Here is a 21,426-nt window from a genome sequence, read left to right on the forward strand (position 1 = left end):
GCGAAAGCGTCGTGTCAGTCAACATCGACGTTTAATGACCCACCGCTTTCGCGAGCAAGCCCGCTCCCACATTTTATCGTGTTGAACGTGAAATCCCAGGCAAAAAAACCCGCCAAAACAGGCGGGTTTTTTATTGGCTAACCGAAGATCACTCTTCGATGTTGCCCATGGCCGTGGTGTTGAAACCACCGTCCACGTACATGATTTCGCCGCTGATGCCGGAAGCCAGGTCCGAGCACAGGAAGGCGCCGGCGTTGCCGACTTCGTCGATGGTGACGTTGCGACGCAGCGGGGTTTGCGCTTCGTTGGCGGCCAGCATCTTGCGGAAGTTCTTGATGCCGGAAGCGGCGAGGGTGCGGATCGGGCCGGCCGATACGCAGTTTACGCGGGTGCCGTCCGGGCCCAGGGAGCCGGCCAGGTAACGGACGCCGGCTTCCAGGGAAGCCTTGGCCATGCCCATTACGTTGTAGTTCGGCATGGTGCGCTCGGCGCCCAGGTACGACAGGGTCAGCAGGCTGCCGTTGCGGCCTTTCATCATTTCGCGGCCAGCCTTGGCCAAGGCCACGAAGCTGTAGGCGCTGATGTCGTGAGCGATGCGGAAACCTTCACGGGTGGTGGCTTCGGTGAAGTCGCCGTCCAGTTGGTCGCCCGGGGCGAAGCCGACGGAGTGCACGATGCAGTCCAGGCCGTCCCACTTCTTGCTCAGTTCCTCGAAGACCTTGGCGATTTCTGCATCGCTGGCCACGTCGCACGGGAAGCACAGCTCAGGGCTCGAACCCCAGCCTTGTGCGAACTCTTCGACACGACCCTTGAGTTTGTCGTTCTGATAAGTGAAGGCAAGCTCAGCGCCCTCGCGATGCATGGCGGCAGCGATGCCGGATGCGATGGACAGCTTGCTGGCGACACCGACGATCAGTACGCGCTTACCGGCGAGAAAACCCATGTGTTGCTCCTCTTTTCAGGTTATTGCGCAGTGGCTGGTGCCAAAAAAGCGGCTTCCAGCAACTGCTGTGTATACGGATGTTGGGGGGCGGCAAAAATGCTTTGCGCGTCTCCCTGTTCGACCACTTGGCCATGCTTGACCACCATCAGCTGGTGGCTCAGCGCTTTCACCACAGCCAGGTCATGGCTGATAAACAGATACGTCAGGTTGTACTTGCTTTGCAGTGAACGCAAAAGCTCCACCACTTGGCGTTGCACGGTGCGGTCGAGGGCCGAAGTCGGCTCGTCCAGCAGAATCAACGCCGGTTTTAGCACTAATGCCCGGGCAATGGCGATTCTCTGCCGTTGCCCGCCGGAAAATTCGTGGGGGTAGCGGTTCCGGGTTTCCGGGTCCAGACCTACCTCCTTGAGTGCCGCAATGATTGCTTGCTCCTGTTCCGCCTCGGTGCCGATCTTGTGGATCCGCAGGCCTTCGCCAACGATCTGGCTCACGCACATCCGCGGGCTCAGGCTGCCAAACGGGTCCTGAAACACCACCTGCATCTCTCGACGCAGCGGCCTGACCTGTTGCTGCGTCAGGCAGTCTAGCTGTTTGCCTTCAAAACGGATCGCGCCTTTGCTGCCGATCAACCGCAAGATCGCCAGCCCCAGCGTCGACTTGCCGGAACCGCTTTCACCCACAATCCCCAACGTCTGGCCCTGGGGCAGGCTGAAATTGATGCCGTCCACCGCTTTGACGTAATCCACCGTGCGCTTGAGCAGGCCTTTCTTGATCGGGAACCAGACTTTCAGGTCCTCGACTGCCAGCAGTGGCGGGCCGATTTCATTGGTCGCCGGCGTCCCGCTGGGCTCCGCTGCCAGCAGGATCCGAGTGTACGGATGCTGCGGCGCGCGGAACAACTCTTCGCACGATGCCTGTTCGACGATGCAACCGCGCTGCATGACACATACGCGATGCGCAATTCTTTTCACCAGGTTCAAATCGTGACTGATCAGTAGCAGCGCCATGCCCAGGCGGGCCTGCAATTCCTTGAGCAATTCGAGGATTTTCAGCTGAACGGTCACGTCCAGCGCGGTGGTCGGCTCGTCGGCGATCAGCAGCTCCGGCTCGTTGGCCAGGGCCATGGCGATCATCACGCGTTGGCGCTGACCGCCGGACAACTCATGAGGCAGGGCCTTCAGGCGTTTTTCCGGCTCGGGGATGCCGACCATCTCCAGCAGCTCCAAAGTACGCTTGGTCGCGACTTTGCCGACCAGGCCTTTGTGGATGCCCAGCACCTCGTTGATCTGCTTCTCGATCGAGTGCAGCGGGTTGAGCGAGGTCATCGGCTCCTGAAAGATCATCGCAATCCGGTTACCGCGGATGTGGCGGATGGTTTTTTCTTTCAGGTTCAGCAGGTTTTGTCCGGCGTACTCAATGGTGCCGGACGGATGCCGGGCGAGCGGGTAGGGCAGTAAACGCAGGATCGAGTGCGCAGTCACCGATTTGCCGGAACCGCTTTCGCCCACCAGCGCCAGGGTTTCACCGCGCTTGATGTCGAAACTGACGCCTTCAACCACGCGCTGACTGTGATCACCGACGACAAATTCGACGGCGAGGTCGCGCACTTCGATCAGATTGTCCTGATTCATTTCACTTCCTCGGGTCGAAGGCATCGCGAGCGGACTCGCCGATGAACACCAGCAAACTCAACATCAATGCCAGCACGGCAAACGCGCTCATGCCGAGCCACGGCGCCTGCAGGTTGGATTTGCCCTGGGCCACCAGTTCGCCCAGCGACGGGCTGCCGGCCGGCAAGCCGAAGCCGAGGAAGTCCAGGGCGGTCAGCGTACCGATGGCGCCGGTCAGGATGAACGGCATGAAGGTCATGGTCGAGACCATGGCGTTGGGCAGGATGTGGCGGAACATAATCGCGCCATTCTGCATGCCCAGCGCCCGGGCGGCACGCACGTATTCCAGGTTACGCCCGCGCAGGAACTCGGCGCGCACCACGTCCACCAGGCTCATCCAGGAAAACAGCAGCATGATCCCCAGCAGCCACCAGAAATTCGGCTGGACGAAACTGGCGAGGATGATCAGCAGGTACAGCACCGGCAACCCGGACCAGATCTCCAGGAAACGCTGCCCGGCCAGATCGACCCAGCCGCCGTAGAAGCCCTGCAACGCACCGGCAATCACGCCGATGATCGAGCTGAGTACGGTCAGCGTCAGGGCGAACAGCACCGAAACGCGGAAACCGTAGATCACTCGGGCCAGCACGTCGCGGCCCTGGTCGTCGGTGCCCAGCAGGTTGTCCGCCGAGGGCGGCGCGGGCGCCGGGACTTTCAGGTCATAGTTGATGCTCTGGTAGCTGAACGGAATCGGCGCCCACAACACCCAGGCATCCTTGGCCTTGAGCAGTTCGCGGATGTACGGGCTCTTGTAGTTGGCTTCCAGCGGAAACTCGCCGCCGAAGGTGGTTTCCGGGTAACGCTTGAGTGCCGGGAAGTACCAGCCGTTGTCGTAATGCACCACCAGCGGCTTGTCGTTGGCGATCAGCTCGGCGCCGAGGCTGGCGCCGAACAGGACCAAAAACAGCCACAGCGACCACCAGCCGCGCTTGTTGGCCTTGAACAGTTCGAAGCGGCGGCGATTGAGAGGGGACAGGTTCATCTCAATGCTCCCGGCTTTCAAAGTCGATGCGCGGATCGACAAAGGTGTAGGTGAGGTCGCCGATCAATTTCACCACCAGCCCCAGCAAGGTGAAGATGAAAAGCGTGCCGAACACTACCGGGTAATCACGGTTTATCGCGGCTTCAAAGCTCATCAGGCCGAGACCGTCGAGGGAGAAGATCACTTCCACCAGTAGCGAACCGGTGAAGAAAATCCCGATGAACGCCGACGGGAAACCGGCGATCACCAGCAGCATCGCGTTGCGGAATACGTGGCCGTAGAGCACGCGGTGATTGGTCAGGCCCTTGGCCTTGGCGGTGACCACGTACTGCTTGTTGATTTCATCGAGGAAGCTGTTTTTGGTCAGCAGGGTCATGGTCGCGAAGTTGCCGATCACCAACGCGGTCACCGGCAATGCCAAGTGCCAGAAGTAATCGAGGATCTTGCCGCCCATGCTCAGTTCATCGAAGTTGTTCGAGGTCAGCCCGCGCAACGGGAACCAGTCCAGATAACTGCCGCCGGCGAACACCACGATCAGCAGGATCGCGAACAGAAACGCCGGGATCGCATAGCCGACGATGATCGCCGAACTGGTCCAGACGTCGAAGTGGCTGCCGTGTCGCGTGGCCTTGGCGATCCCCAGCGGGATCGACACCAGGTACATGATCAGCGTGCTCCACAACCCGAGCGAGATCGACACCGGCATCTTTTCCTTGATCAGGTCGATGACTTTTGCGTCGCGGAAGAAACTGTCGCCGAAATCCAGCGAGGCATAGTTCTTGACCATGATCCACAAACGTTCCGGCGCCGATTTGTCGAAGCCGTACATGTGCTCGATTTCCTTGATCAGCGCCGGGTCCAGGCCTTGGGCGCCGCGATAGGCGGAACCGGCCACCGACACTTCGGCACCGCCGCCGGCAATGCGGCTGGTGGCGCCTTCAAAGCCTTCGAGCTTGGCGATCATCTGCTCCACCGGCCCCCCGGGGGCGGCCTGGATGATCACGAAGTTGATCAGCAAAATGCCGAACAAGGTCGGAATGATCAGCAGCAGTCGCCGAAAAATATACGCCAGCATCTGATTACTCCGTGCCCGCAGGGTCGGCTTGCAATTTGGTTTCGATCTCTATCGCCGGTTTGGCATCGGGCTTGACCCACCAAGTGGCCGTGCCGATGTCATATTTAGGCGAGACCTTCGGGTGGCCGATGTGGTTCCAGTACGCCACGCGCCAGGTCTTGATGTGCCAGTTGGGGATCACGTAATAACCCCATTGCAGCACGCGGTCCAGTGCACGGGCGTGGGCCACCAGGCTTTTACGCGAATCGGCGTTGATCAGTTGCTCGACCAGTTGGTCCACCACCGGGTCTTTCAGGCCCATGGAATTACGGCTGCCGGGTTTGTCGGCGGCTGCCGTCATCCAGAATTCACGCTGTTCGTTGCCCGGCGAGTTGGACTGCGGGAAGCTGCCGACAATCATATCGAAGTCCCGCGAGCGCACGCGGTTGACGTACTGCGAGACGTCGACCCGGCGGATCACCAGTTCGATGCCCAGGTCGCTCAGGTTGCGCTTGAACGGCAGCAGCACCCGTTCGAACTCAGTCTGGGCCAGCAGGAATTCGATGCTCACCGGTTTGCCGGTGGCGTCGACCATCTTGTCGTCGACGATGCGCCAGCCGGCCTCTTGCAGCAACTGATAGGCCTTGCGTTGCTGGGTGCGGATCATGCCGCTGCCGTCGGTGACCGGGTTCTGGAACGCCTCGGTGAACACCTGCTCGGGGATCTTGCCGCGGAACGGGTCAAGAATCGCCAGCTGATCGGCGTCCGGCAATCCGGTGGCGGCCATTTCCGAGTTCTCGAAATAACTGCGGGTGCGCGCGTAGGCGCCGTTGAACAACTGTTTGTTGGTCCATTCGAAGTCCAGCAGCAAGGTCAGGGCCTGGCGCACGCGCACGTCCTGGAACACCGGGCGGCGCAAGTTGAAGACGAAGCCTTGCATGCCGGTGGGGTTGCCGTTGGGGATCTGTTCCTTGATCAGCCGGCCCTCGGTGACCGCCGGAATGTTGTAGGCGTTGGCCCAGTTCTTCGCGGTCATCTCCAGCCAGTAATCGAACTGCCCGGCCTTGAGGCCTTCGAGCGCCACGGTGTTGTCGCGGTAATAGTCGGTGGTCATCACATCGAAGTTGTAGAAACCGCGATTGATCGGCAGGTCCTTGCCCCAATAGTCCTTGACCCGCTCATAGCGCACCGAGCGCCCGGCCTTCACTTCGGCGACCTTGTAGGGTCCGCTGCCCAGTGGCATCTCCAGGTTGCCCTTGTTGAAATCACGGGTCGCCCACCAGTGTTTGGGCAGCACCGGCAACTGGCCGAGGATCAACGGCAACTCGCGGTTGTTTTTATGCTTGAACCTGAACAGCACGGTCAGCGGATCTTCGGCAACCACATCCTCGACATCGTTGTAGTAGCCGCGGTACATCGGCGCGCCATCCTTGATCAGCGTCTGGAAGCTGAACACCACGTCTTCGGCGCGCACCGGATGGCCGTCATGGAAACGCGCTTCGGGCCGCAGATAGAAACGCACCCAGTCGTTGTCCGGGGCCTTTTCGATCTTGCCGGCGATCAGGCCGTATTCGGTGAAGGGTTCGTCCAGGCTCTGCCTGGCCAGGGTGTCGTAGATCAGGTCGATGTCGTTGGCCGACACGCCTTTGCTGATGAACGGATTGAGGCTGTCGAAGCCGCCGAAACCGGCCTGGCGGAAGATGCCGCCCTTGGGCGCGTCCGGGTTGACGTAATCGAAGTGCTTGAAGTTGGCCGGATACTTCGGCGGTTCGTTGTACAGGGTCAACGCATGTTGCGGGGCGGCACTGGCCAGCCCGGCGAACAACAGGGCGCTGGCCTGCAAGAGCAGGGCGCTGATGGGTTTCATCGATCTTTCTCCGAAGACTTCAACCACCACGCGCTCAGGCCCAGGGTGTAGGGCGGCGTGGTGACGAAGGCGAACCGGTTGCGGTACGCCAGGCGGTGATAATTGAGATACCAGTTGGGAATGATGTAGTGCTGCCACAGCAGCACCCGGTCGAGGGCCTTGCCGGCGGCGACTTGCTCATCGCGGGTCTTGGCCGCGAGCAGTTGTTCGAGCAGGTGATCGACCACCGGATTGGCAATGCCCGCGTAGTTCTTGCTGCCCTTGACCCCGACCTGGCTGGAGTGAAAGTACTGCCACTGTTCCAGGCCGGGGCTGAGCGTCTGGTTGAGGGTCATCAGGATCATGTCGAAGTCGAACTGGTCGAGGCGCTGTTTGTACTGGGCGCGATCGACCGTGCGCAACCGGGCGTCGATACCGATGCTGGCGAGGTTCTCGACGTAAGGCTGAAGGATGCGTTCCAGGTTCGGATTGACCAGCAAGATCTCCAGGCGCAACGGCTGCCCGGCCGCGTTCTGCAAGCGCTGGCCGTTGAGCTTCCAGCCCGCCTCGGCGAGCAGGCTCAAGGCCTTGCGCATGGTTTCGCGAGGAATGCCCTGGCCTTGGGTTTGCGGCAGGCTGAACGGTTCGGTGAGCAATCGGGCGGGGAGCTGATCGCGGTACGGCTTGAGCAATAGCCATTCATGGCCGACCGGCAGGCCGGTGGCGGAGAACTCGCTGTTGGGGTAGTAACTCATGGCGCGTTTGTAGGCGCCGCTGAACAGCGTGCGGTTGGTCCACTCGAAGTCGAACATCAACCCCAACGCTTCGCGAACGCTCGCCCCGGCAAACGTCGCGCGGCGGCTGTTCATGAACAGGCCTTGCGTCTGAGTCGGGATCTGGTGCGGGATTTGCGCCTTGATCACCTCGCCACGGCGTATCGCCGGGAAGCCATAACCGTTGGCCCAGTTCTTCGCCTGATGTTCGATGTAGATGTCGAACTCGCCGGCCTTGAACGCTTCGAACGCGACGTCGCTGTCTCGGTAGAACTCGACTTCCATGCGGTCGACGTTGTACTTGCCACGGTTGACCGAAAGATCCTTGCCCCAGTAATCCTTGACCCGCTCGAAGACGATCTGCCGGCCCGGCGTCACCGAGGTAATGCGATATGGCCCGCTGCCCAGCGGCGGTTCAAAGGTAGTCGCCTTGAAGTCGCGACCTTTCCAGTAGTGCTGCGACAGCACCGGCAACTCGCCTAGACGCAGGATCAGCAAAGGATTGCCGGCGCGCTTGAATACGAACCGAATGCGCTGCGGGTTGAGAATGTCGACCCGCAATACTTCCTGAAGATTGGTGCGGTACTGCGGATGGCCTTCCTTGAGCAGCAAACGGTAGGAGAACGCCACGTCGTACGCGGTGATCGGCGTGCCATCGTGGAAGCGCGCTTCGGGGCGCAGGTTGAACACCACCCAGCTGCGATCCTCGCTGTACTCCACCGATTGGGCAATCAGGCCATAACTGGAGGTGGGCTCGTCGCCCGACGGTGCGTACTGGCCGGTGCCGACCATCAACGGTTCGTTGAGCTCGTTGATGCCGTATTGCAGGAAGTTCGGTGTGGCAACCGGGCTGGTGCCCTTGAAAGTGTACGGGTTGAGTGTGTCGAACGTGCCAAACGCCATTACCCGCAACGTACCGCCCTTGGGCGCTTGCGGGTTGACCCAGTCGAAGTGGGTGAATCTGGCCGGATACTTGAGCGTGCCGAACTGCGCATAACCATGGCTTTCGCTGATCGTCGCGCTTGCGGTGGAACTCAAGGCCAGGCTGATCAGGAGCAGGAGCAGGGGACGCTTCAAATAAGAAATCCGATCCGGGCGGCTTGGGCTTGGTGGCCCGTACAGTAACAGCTTGTATGGACAGGAAAAAGACAAGAACTTTATTGAGCGCCGCAGTCCGTGTAGGAGCCGAGCTTGCTCGCGATGGCGGCATCACATTCAACATTGATGTTGACCGAAACACCGCTATCGCGAGCAAGCTCGGCTCCTACAGGAGCAAAAAAAAGCCCCTGAAGTCAGGGGCTCATTTTTTAGTGCGGATTGGACACCGTCAACATCTGACCCGGCTTCAGCGCCTGGCCGACACGAGGATTCCAGCGCTTGAGATGCTGCATTTCAACGTTGAAGCGCTTGGCCACGATGTACAGCGAATCGCCTTGCTGAACCTTGTACTGCGATTGCGACTTCTTGGCTTTGGTCTTGGAATTGGCCGCGACCACGGTATTGACGCGGCCCGGGCTGCGCTTGCTGGTGTCCTGCAAGACCAGGGTCTGACCGGGCTTGAGGTTCTTGCCCGACAGCTTGTTCCAGCGCTGAATATCCTTGACGTCGACATTGTTGGCCTTGGCGATGGAGCCAAGGTTGTCGCCGCGTTTGACCCGGTAATTGCGTTTGGCACTGGCCACTGCCGTGTTGTCTGCACCATCGAACACAGGCTTGAGCGGCTTCTTGCTGATCAGCTCTTCCGGACGCATGGTTTGCAGGCTGGTGGTCAGCAACTGCGCCTTGGACGTCGGCACCAGCAAATGCTGGGGGCCGTCGATGGTGGTGCGCTGCTTGAAGGCCGGGTTGAGCTGGAACAGTTCGTCTTCGTCGATGTTGGCCACCGCGGCAACCTTGGACAGGTCCATGCGCTGGTTGATTTCGACGACCTGGAAATACGGTTCGTTGGCGATCGGGTTGAGGTTCACCCCGTAGGCTTCCGGCGCCAGTACCACTTGCGAGAGGGCCAGCAGCTTCGGCACATAGGCCTGGGTTTCGGCTGGCAGCGGCAGGTTCCAGTAGTCGGTCGGCAAGCCAAGCTTTTCGTTACGCTCGATGGCGCGGCTGACCGTGCCTTCACCGGCGTTGTAGGCAGCCAGGGCCAACAGCCAGTCGCCGTTGAACATGTCGTGCAGACGGGTCAGGTAATCCATCGCCGCGGTGGTCGACGCGGTAATGTCGCGACGGCCGTCATAAAAGCGGGTTTGACGCAGGTTGAAGTAACGCCCGGTGGACGGAATGAACTGCCACAAACCCACCGCATCGGCCCGGGAATAGGCCATCGGGTTGTAGGCGCTTTCAATCACCGGCAGCAGCGCCAGTTCCAGCGGCATGTTGCGTTCTTCAAGGCGTTCGACAATGTAGTGAATGTAGAGGCTGCCGCGTTCCCCGGCGTTCTCGAGGAATGACGGATTGCTGGCGAACCACAGGCGCTGTTGCTCGATGCGCGGGTTGACGCCCACGTTGTCCTGCAACTGGAAGCCTTGGCGCATGCGCTCCCAGACGTCCTGCGGGATCTGCGGGCTCGGCTTTTCGCTGAGCCAGACAGGCTTCTGCTTGGCGCGGGCAGCAATGTTCGGCGTATGTGTCGCTTCAGTCTGCGGAGCATGGCTGGAACAACCCGCCAGAGTGGCGGACACAGCCACCGCTATGGCTTGAGCCAAGCGGGTCAATGCGTCTGAATTGATGGACTTACGTATGGATGACGACATTGGCTGGAAGTAAGTTCCGGGCAAAAATGTCGGGCGATTCTAGAAAGCGCACCCTCTGCGGTCAACCTTTCAGCGTTTTAGGACCATCGTGCAAGCTGTTTAGAACGTGTCTTTCCAAGCCCGTAAAGCAGCAAATACCATATCGGGCGCGGAGTTATCGGTGCCGGTCCGTTCATCCGCTTTTTCTTTAACGGATGTTTCACCGGTGCGCAAAAACGGATTTGTGCGCTTTTCCAGGGCCACCGTGGAAGGCAGCGTGATGATGCCGGCTTCCCGTTGTCGGGTGACGGTGGCCAGGCGTTCGAGGGTGTCTGGATTACCCGGCTCGACAGCAGCGGCGAAGCGCAGATTGCTCAGGGTGTATTCATGGGTGCAGTACACCCGCGTATCCTCGGGAAGGGCCGCGAGACGGGACAACGATGTGTACATTTGCTGGGGCGTGCCCTCGAACAAACGGCCGCAACCGGCGGCGAACAAGGTGTCACCACAGAACAGCAGGCCGGGGTGATGATAGGCAATGTGTCCCAGGGTGTGACCGGGGACGGCGATGACATCGAAGTCATGGCCGAGCACGTTGATGCGATCGTTGTCCTTGAGGGCCACGTCCCGCGCCGGGATGTTTTCGCTGGCCGGGCCATAGACTTTTGCGTCCGTCGCTTTCTTCAGTTCCTGGACGCCGCCGACATGGTCATGATGGTGGTGAGTGATCAGAATATCACTGAGTACCCACGTCGGATTTGCCGCGAGCCAGGCGCGTACGGGCGCGGCATCGCCCGGATCGACCACCGCGCAGCGCCGGGTGTCGGGGTCTTGTAACAACCAGATGTAGTTGTCGGTGAAGGCGGGCAGGGCAGTGATCTGTATCATCGTCGGATTCGCCAAGCTGAAAACAATGGCGCATCTTAGAACTTCCTGGCGCGTTGGAGAATGCAATGACCGATAAAGCGTTCGCTCAGGCCGATCCTGACTGGCTGGAATTGATCAGCGAGGCCCGCGAGTGGCTGTCCGGTCCGATCGGGCAATTTTTGCTGGATGAAGAACGGCGCATGCTTGAAGAAGAGCTCGGACGCTTTTTCGGCGGCTATCTGGTGCATTACGGCCCGTCGGCGCAAACCCCGCCGTCGGCACCGCAAGTCCAGCGCAATGTACGCCTCGGCGCACCGTTGCCGGGGGTCGAGATTGTCTGCGAAGAGCAGGCCTGGCCATTGAGCGAGCATGCCGCCGATGTGGTGGTGTTGCAGCACGGTCTGGATTTCTGCCTGTCGCCCCACGGTTTGCTGCGTGAAGCCGCGAGCAGCGTACGGCCCGGCGGGCATCTGTTGATTATCGGCATCAATCCCTGGAGCACTTGGGGCCTGCGTCATGTGTTTGCTCATGACGGGTTGGGCAAGGCGCGCTGTATTTCTCCGTCACGGGTGGCTGACTGGCTGAACCTGCTGGGCTTCGCGCTGGAGAAACGCCGCTTCGGGTGCTATCGTCCGCCGCTTGCTTCGCCTGCCTGGCAGACCCGTCTGGCCGGCTGGGAACGCAAGGCCGGTGACTGGCAATTGTCCGGCGGCGGCTTCTATTTGTTGGTCGCGCGCAAGATTGTCGTAGGGCTGCGACCGGTCCGCCAGGAACGCCGCGAACCGATGGGCAAGCTGATTCCGTTGCCGATGGCCAAGGTCAACCGGCGCAATATCGAACCGTAATACCCAATTTCAATTTCCGACCGGGGTTGCCCCGGTCTCGGGCGTTGTCGATCAGCGATCGGCGAGCCACCGCATTTTCTGGATAGATTGGCATGAGCGATAGCGTAGAACTGTTCACTGATGGCGCCTGCAAAGGCAATCCCGGTCCTGGTGGCTGGGGCGCGTTGCTGGTGTGCAAGGGCGTTGAAAAAGAACTCTGGGGCGGCGAAGCCAATACCACCAACAACCGCATGGAGTTGATGGGCGCGATTCGTGGCCTGGAAGAGCTCAAGCGTTCGTGCGATGTGTTGCTGGTGACCGACTCCCAATACGTCATGAAAGGCATCAACGAGTGGATGGACAACTGGAAAAAACGCGGCTGGAAAACTGCTGCGAAAGAGCCGGTGAAAAACGCTGACCTGTGGAAGCTGCTCGACGAACAGGTCAACCGCCACAACGTCACCTGGAAATGGGTGCGCGGGCACATTGGCCATCATGGCAACGAACGGGCCGACCAATTGGCCAACCGTGGCGTGGATGAAGTGCGCGGTTTCAAGCAAGTCTGATTTTTGATCCTGTAGGAGCATGTTAATATCCGCGTTTTTTGCACGATTGACCCGTTGAGAGCTGAGCACTGATGGCCACCAGATCCGTTGTACTCGATACCGAAACCACCGGCATGCCGGTGACCGACGGCCACCGGATTATCGAGATCGGTTGTGTCGAGTTGATCGGTCGGCGCCTGACCGGCCGGCATTTTCACGTTTACCTGCAACCGGACCGCGAAAGTGATGAAGGCGCCATCGGCGTCCACGGCATCACCAACGAATTCCTGGTGGGCAAGCCGCGTTTCGCCGAGGTGGCCGAAGAGTTCTTCGAGTTCATCAAGGGCGCGCAGCTGATCATCCATAACGCGGCGTTCGACGTTGGCTTCATCAACAACGAATTTGCCCTGATGGGCCAGCACGAACGTGCGGACATCACGCAACACTGCTCGATCCTCGATACCTTGATGATGGCCCGGGAACGTCACCCGGGGCAGCGCAACAGCCTCGATGCGTTGTGCAAACGTTATGGCGTCGACAACTCGGGCCGTGAACTCCACGGCGCCTTGCTCGACTCCGAGATTCTCGCCGACGTCTACCTGACCATGACCGGCGGCCAGACCAGCTTGTCCCTGGCCGGTAACGCGTCCGACGGCAATGGCTCCGGTGAAGGCGCGGACAACTCCGCCACTGAAATCCGTCGTCTGCCGGCCGATCGCAAGCCGGCCCTCATCATTCGCGCCAGTGAAGACGATCTGGCGCAACACGCGACGCGTCTGGAAATCATCAGCAAATCCGCCGGCGCCCCGGCCTTGTGGTTGCAACTGGCCGAGGCGGAAGCGCAGGCCTGATGTGCGCTTATCTGTAGGAGCAAAGCTTGCTCGCGATGGCGTTTGAGAGATCGCTATCGCGGGCAAGCCTTGCTCCTACAAAAGAAATTTCCGCTACAAAATAGTGCAGCACCGGTACCGCTTTAGGGCATCACGCTCGCCACATCCGCTTCAACCCTCTACCCTGAGGTGATTGGCAGGCTCTGGTCTGCCGCCTCGGGACACTGAGCCTCATGTACAAAGACCTGAAATTCCCGGTGCTGATCGTCCATCGCGACATCAAGGCCGACACTGTCGCCGGCGACCGCGTGCGAGGTATCGCCCGGGAGCTGGAACAGGAAGGTTTCAGCATCGTCTCGGCGATGGATTACACCGAAGGGCGGCTGGTCGCGTCGACGCACCACGGTCTCTCGTGCATGCTGATCGCGGCGGAAGACGCCAGCGCCCATTCTCATTTATTACACAATATGGCCGAGTTGATCGGACTGGCGCGTGTGCGTGCGCCGGATTTGCCGATCTTCGCCCTGGGCGAACAAGTGACCCTGGAAAACGCGCCCGCCGACGCCATGGCCGAGCTCAATCAGCTGCGCGGGATTCTCTACCTGTTCGAAGACACCGTGCCTTTTCTCGCCCGGCAAGTGGCGCGGGCAGCGCGCAAGTACCTGGACGGGCTGCTGCCACCGTTCTTCAAGGCGCTGGTGCAGCACACCGCCGATTCCAATTATTCCTGGCATACCCCCGGCCATGGCGGCGGCGTGGCCTATCACAAGAGCCCCGTGGGGCAGGCGTTTCACCAGTTTTTCGGGGAAAACACCCTGCGTTCGGATCTGTCGGTCTCGGTGCCGGAGCTCGGCTCGTTGCTGGATCACACCGGGCCACTGGCGGAAGCCGAGGCCCGGGCGGCACGCAACTTCGGCGCCGACCATACCTTCTTCGTCATCAACGGCACCTCGACCGCCAACAAGATCGTCTGGCATTCCATGGTGGCGCGCGATGACCTGGTGCTGGTGGATCGCAACTGCCATAAATCGGTGCTGCACTCGATCATCATGACCGGCGCCATTCCGTTGTACCTGTGCCCGGAGCGTAACGAGTTGGGCATCATCGGCCCGATTCCCCTGAGCGAATTCAGTCCGCAGGCGATCAAGGCCAAGATCGATGCCAGCCCGCTGACCAAGGGCCGAGCACCCAAGGTCAAGCTCGCGGTAGTGACCAATTCGACCTATGACGGCCTCTGTTACAACGCCGAGCTGATCAAGCAGCAACTGGGCAACAGCGTCGAGGTGCTGCATTTCGATGAGGCCTGGTACGCCTACGCGGCGTTCCATGAGTTTTTCGCCGGGCGTTACGGCATGGGCACGTCCCGCAGTGACGATGGCCCGTTGGTGTTCACCACCCATTCCACCCACAAATTGCTCGCGGCGTTCAGCCAGGCGTCGATGATTCACGTGCAGGACGGTGGCGCTCGGCAACTGGATCGTGACCGTTTCAACGAAGCATTCATGATGCATATCTCCACCTCGCCGCAGTACGGCATCATCGCTTCGCTGGACGTTGCGTCGGCGATGATGGAGGGCGGGGCCGGGCGTTCGCTGTTGCAGGAAATGTTCGACGAAGCGCTGAGCTTTCGCCGGGCGCTGGCCAATCTGCGTCAGCACATCGCGGCGGATGACTGGTGGTTTTCGATCTGGCAGCCGCCGTCGGTGGAAGGCATCGACCGAGTGGTGACCGAAGACTGGCTGCTGCAGCCGGAGGATGACTGGCACGGCTTCGGCGACGTGACCGACGATTACGTGTTGCTTGATCCGATCAAAGTCACCCTGGTGATGCCGGGCCTGACCGCGGGCGGCGCACTGAGTGAACGCGGGATTCCGGCGGCGGTGGTCAGCAAGTTCCTTTGGGAGCGCGGGTTGGTGGTGGAGAAGACCGGGCTGTATTCGTTCCTGGTGCTGTTCTCGATGGGCATCACCAAGGGCAAATGGAGCACGCTGCTCACCGAGTTGCTGGAGTTCAAGCGCAGTTATGACGCCAACGTCAGCCTCGCGAACTGCCTGCCGTGTGTGGCGCAACAGAATGTCGCGCGCTATCAGGGCATGGGGCTGCGCGATCTGTGCGATCAACTGCACGCCTGCTATCGCAGCAATGCCACGGCCAAACACCTCAAGCGCATGTACACGGTACTGCCGGAAATCGCCATGAAGCCGGCGGACGCCTATGATTACCTGGTGCGCGGCGAAGTCGAAGCGGTGTCGATCGATGCTCTGGAAGGGCGGATCGCTGCCGTAATGCTGGTGCCGTATCCCCCGGGAATTCCGTTGATCATGCCGGGTGAGCGTTTTACCGAGTCAGCCCGCTCGATCATCGACTACCTGGCGTTTGCTCGCACATTCGATAGCAGTTTCCCGGGGTTCGTCGCCGATGTGCACGGATTGCAACATGAAGACGAGGGCAATGGGCGGCACTATACCGTCGATTGCATCAAGGAATGAGGACCTTTCCCAGTATGCAACCGGTCATGAATCCAAATCATCCAGGGCTGTCGGTGCGGGTTGCCGACGAAGGTTTTGCCGCTTACATCTGGGGCAGTGATTTCAGTTTTGAAGTCGCTGTCTACGGTGCGCCTGAAATAGGCCAGCCAGTGGAGCAATGGACAGTCACGCCGATTACGCCGTACCGCAAATGCTATGGCATCGATCCTGAAGAGTTCAGCAGTTTCCGCGACGCCGCCGACAGTGCGATTTTCATGGCCTATCTGGACGACGAGCCCGTCGGCCATCTGGTGATCAGCACTAACTGGAATGGTTTTGCCCACATCGACGAACTGGCCGTGCATGCCCCGGCACGACGCCATGGCGTGGCCAAGGCATTGCTGGATGTGGCGCAGTTCTGGAGTCGCAAGAAAAAACTGCCGGGCATCATGCTCGAAACCCAGAACAACAATCTCGGCGCGTGCCGGTTGTATGAGCGGTGCGGCTATGTGATCGGCGGCATTGACCACATGCGCTATCGCGGCATCGACCCCAATACCGCCGAGGTGGCGCTGTTCTGGTATCGCGTGTTCGATAACCCGCTGGAAAACCCGATCAGTTCCCCAGCATCGCCGCGGCTTGTTCCGTGATGATCGCCAGCAAGGTCTGGACGGCGGGCGAAGGCTCGCCATTCTTCAAGGTCAAGGCGTAGAGGCTGATCGGAACGGCGGGGGCCAGCGGGCAGGCATCGAGCCCGGCGGATTTGGCGCCGAGGGCGGTGAAGGGGTCGACGATGGCCAGGCCTTCACCGGCCTCGACCATGCTGCGCATCATTTGATGGGTCTGGACCCGGGTCTGAATCACCGGCGCCGGGCGCAGCGCGTGCAGTTTGTGCTCAAGGGCCGGGCTGAGCGGGTCATGACCTTCCAGCCCCACCATCGCCTGACCGGCGAGATCCTGCAGCGAGATGTATTTCTGTTTCTGTTGCAGCCATCCGTGCGGCGCGAGCAATTGCAATTTGCCTTGGGCAATCACCTGACAATCAATCTCGACACGGTCCGGGTCATGCAGGCTCAGGCCCAGATCGCTTTCGCGCAGCAATAAGCTTTTGACGATGTCGCGGGTGGGTTGGCTGAGAAGGGTGCAAGGCGCATCGGGCACGCGTCGACGCAGCGCTGCAATGCTTTGCGGGAGCAATTGCTGGGCCAGCGGCGGGGTGCAGATGATACGTAGTGGGGGGGCGAGGTATTGCTTGAGGCTATTGGCCAGACGCTGCACCGGTTCGAGCGCCTCGTAGACATGGGCGATTTCAACCTGCAACTCCCGCGCCTCGCGCGTCGCCTGCAAGCGACCGCGCACGCTGGAGAACAGCATGAAGCCCAACTGATCCTCGGCGTCGCGCAAAATGCGCTCGACCTCGGTCACCGGCAACTGCAGCCATTCGGCGGCGGTGCCCAGGTGACCGGTCTGCAGGAGCGCCTGGATCACTTCGATATGGCGTAAGCGCATGCGTGAAGTCCATGTTCAGCAGGTGAAGGAGTCAGTGGCTGAATCCTAACCCAAGTCCGCGCATATGACTTCTGCTCATAACATCGAGTTATGAAACGGCATTCGTTTCCGGTTCACGGGTCAGGGTGACGCCGGTTTGCACCAGTTGAAACTCGTTTTCATCGAGTTTGTTTACGCGATCGCCAATGGCCAGCTTGTAGGTGGTAACAGGCGTCGAACCTGTCGCCGGGGTGGAGTCCTGGAACTCATGCACGGAATAAATGCGGCCTTCCGCGTCTCTTGCATGGAACTGACCGACGAGTACTGCTGCCATCTGCTTAGAACCTCTGGAGATAAAACGCTTGATTTGCGGCTTTGTAGACCGCCATCGAGCACGGTAAGTTTTCCTACATAAAAAAAATAATCAGGACGCAGATATACCTGTGTTCACTGGTTGAACTGTCGTCCGATCATCTATAACTACAGGCTCCCCCCACGGACAATCGAGAGTCTTCCATGAGCAATGTCTATAACGTCGCCGTAGTGGTCGGCAGCCTGCGCAAAGCATCGATCAACCGCAAGATTGCGCTGGCCCTGGCTGATCTGGCGCCGGCCAACCTCAAACTCACTATCGTCGAAATCGGCGATTTGCCGCTCTACAACGAAGACATCGATGGTGATTCACCGCCGGCAGCCTACAGCACTTTCCGACAACAAGTGAGTTCATCCGACGCGGTGCTGTTCGTGACCCCGGAATACAACCGTTCGGTGCCGGCGCCGATGAAGAATGCTATTGACGTGGGCTCGCGCCCTTATGGCAAGAGCGCCTGGAATGGCAAGCCGGGTGCGGTGATCAGTGTATCGCCGGGTGCGATTGGCGGATTTGGCGCCAACCACAACTTGCGCCAGTCCATGGTGTTTCTCAACGTGCCGTTGATGCAGCAGCCGGAAGCCTATCTGGGCGGTGCCGGTTCGGCGTTCGATGAGGCAGGCAAACTGTCGGAATCGGTCAAGCCGTTCCTGCAAAGTTTCATTAATGCCTTCGGGCAGTGGGTCGAGCAACACAAAAAGATGTGACAAATACCCTGAACCTGTAGGAGCAAATCTTGCTCGCGAAGAATGTCTGGGCGCCGCGATCATTCAGGCAGCCTGCGTCATCGTTGACGTCCATCGCGAGCAAGATTTGCTCCTACGGAGGCTCAGGCGAGGTCTGGAGTCTTGCGCAGATCATCGTTTCCATTTCCGACAGCCAGGCGGTGGTTTGTGCCGCCGCCGGTTGTGCGGTAACGCAATAACGTCGGCCACCCCAGGCCATGATCACCCAGGCATCGATGGTCGCTGGCGAGGGTTGCGCTGGCAGGTCGTCGCAGGCCGCGAAGGCCTCACGCCATTTCTGTGCCAGCTCATCGAACACTCTTCGGTGATGTTTAGGTTCGGCGATCTGGTGTTCGATGAGCAGCACGGCGTGATTGAAAAGGGGTTGGCCCTCATCGTCGGGGTCGCAGGTCAGGCGAATCAGGCGCTTGATTCGGGTTGGCCAGTCCTGGTCGTTGGCTTGTACGACAGATTCATCCAGTTCCTGTAGCAGGATATCCAGACGATGACGGATGTAACCGGATAGCAAGGCCTCCTTGCTCGGGAAGTAGTCGTAGAGCGTGCCGATTGCAACACCTGCTTCCAGTGCCACCTCGCGGGTGGTCAGGCCTGACCAGCCGTCTCGCTGCCAAATCCGAACAAATGCCTCATAAATCGCATCGACGGTGAAAATCGCCCGGGCCTGAGTCGGTCGTTTCAGCGGTTTTGCGCGGGGATTGACGGTGGGCAACCGGCCCTTGCTGTTTCCGAACCCGTTCTTCATTGGCGGCCACTACGCTGGTGCTACCCGCCACTGTGTCGCAGCAGGAGATTGAAGGATGCAAATCACAAGCACGGTAACACGACTGATTACCCGTAAAGATGCCCTCGATCAAAGCCGCATCGAGCAGGTTTCGCGCAGTTTCGTTCCCGCCGCGGGGGAAGTCATTCTGAAGATTGACCGTTGCGCGCTGACCACCAACAACATTACCTACGCCGCTTATGGCAACTCGATGAACTACTGGGGCTTCTTTCCTACCGGATTGGCGGAATGGGGCCACGTACCGGCCTGGGGTTTTGCTGATGTCATCGCGTCGGATGTCGCAGGCATCAAGGTCGGAGAGCGCTTCTACGGGTATTTCCCGATTGCCAGCCACCTGTGGATGCGCCCGGAACGGGTTACCGAGCGCGGTTTCTACGACGGCGCCGAACACCGGCAAGGTTTGACTTCGGCCTATAACCAGTACACCCGCTGTAGTTGGGACGCTTACTACAGCCCCGATACCGAAAACCTGCAGATTTTGCTCAAGCCGCTGTTCTTGACGTCTTCGATGCTCGCCGACTTCCTGCAAGACAAGCAGTTTTTCGGTTCGACTCGCCTGGTGTTCTCCAGCGCATCAAGCAAAACCGCCTATGGCACTGCCGTCTGCCTGGGAAATCATCCTGGTCTGGAAAGAGTGGGGTTGACCTCGGCCGGCAACAAAGCCTTTGTCGAGCGTCTGGATTGTTACGAACGTACGGGTTCGTACGAGGAACTGGCAAACCTGCCCAACGACCGTCCAACGGTGTACGTGGATTTTTCCGGCGACCTTGATTTACGCGATCGTGTGCATCAGCATTTTGCCGGGCAGTTGATTTACAGTTGCTTCGCCGGTTCTGCGCAAAGCACTCATGAGGCTCGGCTGACTGCAATCGAGGGGCCGCAGCCCGTATTCTTTTTTGCACCGGTCCAGATTCGCAAGCGCAATGCCGATTGGGGGCCGGAAGGGGTCAGTCAGCATATCGGTGAGGGCTTGCTGCAGTTTTTCAAGAAGGTGACGGCCAATGAACATCCGTTGCTTGAGGTGAAAGAGAGCCACGGTTATGAAGCGGCGCAAGCCGTTGTTTCGCGCTTGTTTCATGGGCAGGTCCCGCCAATCGAGGGGCATGTGATTCGGTTGTGACCGGTCAATGCTGCGAGGTCCAGGGGCGGCCCGTTTTCCGGTTTTTTCAAGGTTGCCCTGAATGTTCGTTGCGTCACTGATTTTCCTGCTGACAATTACCCTGGTGATCTGGCAACCCAAAGGGCTGGGCGTCGGCTGGAGTGCGGTGTTCGGCGCAGTGCTTGCGCTGATTTTCGGTGTGGTGCACCTGACTGACATCCCGTTGGTGTGGCAGATCATCTGGAACGCCACCGGCACCTTTGTCGCGTTGATCATCATCAGCCTGTTGCTGGACGAGGCCGGTTTTTTTGCCTGGGCCGCGCTGCACGTAGCCCGGTGGGGGCGAGGCAACGGGCGCAAGTTGTTTGCCTACATGGTGCTGCTCGGTGCGCTGGTCTCGGCGTTGTTCGCCAACGACGGCGCGGCACTGATTCTCACGCCCATCGTGATCTCCATGCTGTTGGCGTTGCGTTTCTCCAAGGCGACAACCCTGGCGTTCGTCATGGGCGCCGGTTTCATCGCCGACACCGCGAGCCTGCCGCTGGTGGTGTCGAACCTGGTGAACATCGTGTCCGCAGACTTCTTCAACATCGGCTTCAACCGTTATGCGGCGGTGATGATCCCGGTCAACCTGGTGAGCGTGGCCGCGACCCTGGCGATGCTGATGTGGTTTTTCCGGCGCGACATTCCCAAGGCTTACGATCCCGAACAACTGGAGCACCCGGAAACCGCGATCCACGACAAGGCGACGTTCTATGCCGGTTGGGCGGTGCTGGTGATCCTGCTGCTCGGTTGTTTCGCGCTGGAACCGTTGGGCATTCCCATCAGCGCGATTTCAGCGGTGTGCGCTGCCTTGCTGCTGGCCATCGCGGCCCGTGGCCACAAGATTTCCACGCGCAAAGTGATGAAAGAAGCGCCGTGGCATATCGTGATTTTCTCGTTGGGCATGTACCTGGTGGTCTACGGCCTGCGCAATGCCGGGCTTACCGGGTATCTGGCGGGTTGGCTCAATGGCCTTGCCGAGTACGGCGTCTGGGGCGCGGCGATGGGCACTGGCGTATTGACCGCGTTGCTGTCCTCGATCATGAACAACTTGCCGACGGTGCTGATCGGGTTGTTGTCCATTGATGCCAGCCAGGCGAGCGGTGTAGTGAAAGAGGCGATGATCTACGCCAACGTCATCGGCAGTGACCTGGGGCCGAAAATCACCCCGATCGGCAGCCTGGCGACATTGCTGTGGCTGCATGTGCTGGAGCGCAAGAATATTCAGATTGGCTGGGGGTATTACTTCAAGGTGGGGATCGTGTTGACGGTGCCGGTGTTGCTGGTGACGTTGGCGGCGTTGGCTGTGCGGTTGTCCCTCTAGATTGTTGAAGAGCAAGATCAAAAGATCGCAGCCTTCGGCAGCTCC

19 protein-coding genes are annotated in these 21,426 nt (G+C 59.8%); 8 read left to right on the forward strand and 11 right to left on the reverse strand.

All coding sequences use genetic code 11. The features are described 5' to 3' along the window. Positions 1–148 precede the first annotated feature (148 nt). The 8 genes from fabI to gloB all read right to left on the reverse strand — a co-directional run bounded on the left by fabI (position 149) and on the right by gloB (position 10,885). Entirely contained in the window at positions 149–943 is a 795-nt protein-coding gene (gene fabI / locus V6Z53_RS15640; RefSeq protein ID WP_034146538.1) for an enoyl-ACP reductase FabI, read from the reverse strand. A 20-nt stretch (positions 944–963) separates the two neighbouring features. After that, complete coding sequence (locus tag V6Z53_RS15645; protein WP_338580474.1) at positions 964–2,574, reverse strand: ABC transporter ATP-binding protein; 1,611 nt, start codon at positions 2,572–2,574, stop codon at positions 964–966. Between the two features lies 1 nt (position 2,575). Then, the gene (locus tag V6Z53_RS15650) at positions 2,576–3,595 is read right to left on the reverse strand and encodes an ABC transporter permease (protein ID WP_338580476.1); all 1,020 of its coding nucleotides are present in this window, start codon (positions 3,593–3,595) and stop codon (positions 2,576–2,578) included. Between the two features lies 1 nt (position 3,596). Beyond that, the gene (locus V6Z53_RS15655; protein WP_034146535.1) at positions 3,597–4,670 is read right to left on the reverse strand and encodes a microcin C ABC transporter permease YejB; all 1,074 of its coding nucleotides are present in this window, start codon (positions 4,668–4,670) and stop codon (positions 3,597–3,599) included. 4 nt (positions 4,671–4,674) lie between these two features. Beyond that, on the reverse strand, positions 4,675–6,516 hold the full coding sequence (locus V6Z53_RS15660) for an extracellular solute-binding protein (protein WP_338580477.1): 1,842 nt from the start codon (positions 6,514–6,516) through the stop codon (positions 4,675–4,677). Next, the gene (locus V6Z53_RS15665) at positions 6,513–8,345 is read right to left on the reverse strand and encodes an extracellular solute-binding protein (RefSeq protein ID WP_338580478.1); all 1,833 of its coding nucleotides are present in this window, start codon (positions 8,343–8,345) and stop codon (positions 6,513–6,515) included. The genes V6Z53_RS15660 and V6Z53_RS15665 overlap by 4 nt, the downstream gene beginning before the upstream one ends. A gap of 230 nt (positions 8,346–8,575) precedes the next feature. Next, positions 8,576–10,018, reverse strand: coding sequence for a transglycosylase SLT domain-containing protein (locus V6Z53_RS15670; protein ID WP_338580480.1), 1,443 nt, complete (start codon positions 10,016–10,018; stop codon positions 8,576–8,578). 99 nt (positions 10,019–10,117) lie between these two features. After that, positions 10,118–10,885 carry a hydroxyacylglutathione hydrolase gene (gloB, locus tag V6Z53_RS15675; protein ID WP_338580481.1) on the reverse strand — a complete coding sequence of 256 codons (768 nt, stop codon included), beginning with the start codon at positions 10,883–10,885 and terminating at the stop codon, positions 10,118–10,120. A gap of 65 nt (positions 10,886–10,950) precedes the next feature. Between gloB and V6Z53_RS15680 the strand changes: the two genes are divergently transcribed. The 5 genes from V6Z53_RS15680 to V6Z53_RS15700 all read left to right on the forward strand — a co-directional run bounded on the left by V6Z53_RS15680 (position 10,951) and on the right by V6Z53_RS15700 (position 16,181). Next, a complete protein-coding gene (locus V6Z53_RS15680; RefSeq protein ID WP_338580482.1) occupies positions 10,951–11,709 on the forward strand; it encodes a methyltransferase domain-containing protein in 759 nt (252 codons plus the stop codon). A gap of 92 nt (positions 11,710–11,801) precedes the next feature. Then, a complete protein-coding gene (gene rnhA / locus V6Z53_RS15685) occupies positions 11,802–12,254 on the forward strand; it encodes a ribonuclease HI (RefSeq protein WP_338580483.1) in 453 nt (150 codons plus the stop codon). A 71-nt stretch (positions 12,255–12,325) separates the two neighbouring features. Further along, positions 12,326–13,084 carry a DNA polymerase III subunit epsilon gene (dnaQ, locus tag V6Z53_RS15690; protein ID WP_338580484.1) on the forward strand — a complete coding sequence of 253 codons (759 nt, stop codon included), beginning with the start codon at positions 12,326–12,328 and terminating at the stop codon, positions 13,082–13,084. A gap of 212 nt (positions 13,085–13,296) precedes the next feature. Further along, positions 13,297–15,552, forward strand: a complete 2,256-nt coding sequence (locus tag V6Z53_RS15695) for an Orn/Lys/Arg decarboxylase N-terminal domain-containing protein (protein ID WP_338580485.1) — start codon at positions 13,297–13,299, stop codon at positions 15,550–15,552. Between the two features lie 14 nt (positions 15,553–15,566). Then, positions 15,567–16,181: a GNAT family N-acetyltransferase gene (locus tag V6Z53_RS15700; RefSeq protein ID WP_338580486.1), complete on the forward strand. Its 615-nt coding sequence runs from the start codon at positions 15,567–15,569 to the stop codon at positions 16,179–16,181. Here the strand turns inward: V6Z53_RS15700 and V6Z53_RS15705 are convergent. Beyond that, complete coding sequence (locus tag V6Z53_RS15705; RefSeq protein ID WP_338580487.1) at positions 16,147–17,040, reverse strand: LysR family transcriptional regulator; 894 nt, start codon at positions 17,038–17,040, stop codon at positions 16,147–16,149. The two genes, V6Z53_RS15700 and V6Z53_RS15705, sit on opposite strands and share 35 nt — an antisense overlap. Before the next feature lie 88 nt (positions 17,041–17,128). Further along, positions 17,129–17,353 carry a hypothetical protein gene (locus V6Z53_RS15710; protein ID WP_338580488.1) on the reverse strand — a complete coding sequence of 75 codons (225 nt, stop codon included), beginning with the start codon at positions 17,351–17,353 and terminating at the stop codon, positions 17,129–17,131. A gap of 182 nt (positions 17,354–17,535) precedes the next feature. Here V6Z53_RS15710 and V6Z53_RS15715 point away from each other — a divergent pair, with 182 nt between their 5' ends. Further along, positions 17,536–18,096, forward strand: coding sequence for an NADPH-dependent FMN reductase (locus tag V6Z53_RS15715; protein ID WP_338580489.1), 561 nt, complete (start codon positions 17,536–17,538; stop codon positions 18,094–18,096). Between the two features lie 112 nt (positions 18,097–18,208). On the opposite strand, the gene V6Z53_RS15720 is transcribed toward V6Z53_RS15715, so the two are convergent. Further along, positions 18,209–18,877: a TetR/AcrR family transcriptional regulator gene (locus tag V6Z53_RS15720; protein WP_338580490.1), complete on the reverse strand. Its 669-nt coding sequence runs from the start codon at positions 18,875–18,877 to the stop codon at positions 18,209–18,211. A gap of 55 nt (positions 18,878–18,932) precedes the next feature. Here V6Z53_RS15720 and V6Z53_RS15725 point away from each other — a divergent pair, with 55 nt between their 5' ends. Beyond that, entirely contained in the window at positions 18,933–20,036 is a 1,104-nt protein-coding gene (locus V6Z53_RS15725; RefSeq protein WP_338580491.1) for a DUF2855 family protein, read from the forward strand. 61 nt (positions 20,037–20,097) lie between these two features. Beyond that, positions 20,098–21,381, forward strand: a complete 1,284-nt coding sequence (locus V6Z53_RS15730; RefSeq protein ID WP_338580492.1) for an arsenic transporter — start codon at positions 20,098–20,100, stop codon at positions 21,379–21,381. Positions 21,382–21,426: the final 45 nt, after the last annotated feature.

The sequence above is a fragment of the Pseudomonas sp. MAG733B genome, from assembly GCF_036884845.1.
GTDB lineage: Bacteria > Pseudomonadota > Gammaproteobacteria > Pseudomonadales > Pseudomonadaceae > Aquipseudomonas.

Excerpts from the sequence above, each read along its gene's own strand:
- fabI (WP_034146538.1), bottom strand. The coding sequence starts at position 943 with ATGGGTTTTCTCGCCGGTAAGCGCGTACTGATCGTCGGTGTCGCCAGC.
- V6Z53_RS15645 (WP_338580474.1), bottom strand. The coding sequence starts at position 2,574 with ATGAATCAGGACAATCTGATCGAAGTGCGCGACCTCGCCGTCGAATTT.
- V6Z53_RS15650 (WP_338580476.1), bottom strand. The coding sequence starts at position 3,595 with ATGAACCTGTCCCCTCTCAATCGCCGCCGCTTCGAACTGTTCAAGGCC.
- V6Z53_RS15655 (WP_034146535.1), bottom strand. The coding sequence starts at position 4,670 with ATGCTGGCGTATATTTTTCGGCGACTGCTGCTGATCATTCCGACCTTG.
- V6Z53_RS15660 (WP_338580477.1), bottom strand. The coding sequence starts at position 6,516 with ATGAAACCCATCAGCGCCCTGCTCTTGCAGGCCAGCGCCCTGTTGTTC.
- V6Z53_RS15670 (WP_338580480.1), bottom strand. The coding sequence starts at position 10,018 with ATGTCGTCATCCATACGTAAGTCCATCAATTCAGACGCATTGACCCGC.
- gloB (WP_338580481.1), bottom strand. The coding sequence starts at position 10,885 with ATGATACAGATCACTGCCCTGCCCGCCTTCACCGACAACTACATCTGG.
- V6Z53_RS15680 (WP_338580482.1), top strand. The coding sequence starts at position 10,951 with ATGACCGATAAAGCGTTCGCTCAGGCCGATCCTGACTGGCTGGAATTG.
- rnhA (WP_338580483.1), top strand. The coding sequence starts at position 11,802 with ATGAGCGATAGCGTAGAACTGTTCACTGATGGCGCCTGCAAAGGCAAT.
- dnaQ (WP_338580484.1), top strand. The coding sequence starts at position 12,326 with ATGGCCACCAGATCCGTTGTACTCGATACCGAAACCACCGGCATGCCG.
- V6Z53_RS15695 (WP_338580485.1), top strand. The coding sequence starts at position 13,297 with ATGTACAAAGACCTGAAATTCCCGGTGCTGATCGTCCATCGCGACATC.
- V6Z53_RS15700 (WP_338580486.1), top strand. The coding sequence starts at position 15,567 with ATGCAACCGGTCATGAATCCAAATCATCCAGGGCTGTCGGTGCGGGTT.
- V6Z53_RS15705 (WP_338580487.1), bottom strand. The coding sequence starts at position 17,040 with ATGCGCTTACGCCATATCGAAGTGATCCAGGCGCTCCTGCAGACCGGT.
- V6Z53_RS15710 (WP_338580488.1), bottom strand. The coding sequence starts at position 17,353 with ATGGCAGCAGTACTCGTCGGTCAGTTCCATGCAAGAGACGCGGAAGGC.
- V6Z53_RS15715 (WP_338580489.1), top strand. The coding sequence starts at position 17,536 with ATGAGCAATGTCTATAACGTCGCCGTAGTGGTCGGCAGCCTGCGCAAA.
- V6Z53_RS15720 (WP_338580490.1), bottom strand. The coding sequence starts at position 18,877 with ATGAAGAACGGGTTCGGAAACAGCAAGGGCCGGTTGCCCACCGTCAAT.
- V6Z53_RS15725 (WP_338580491.1), top strand. The coding sequence starts at position 18,933 with ATGCAAATCACAAGCACGGTAACACGACTGATTACCCGTAAAGATGCC.
- V6Z53_RS15730 (WP_338580492.1), top strand. The coding sequence starts at position 20,098 with ATGTTCGTTGCGTCACTGATTTTCCTGCTGACAATTACCCTGGTGATC.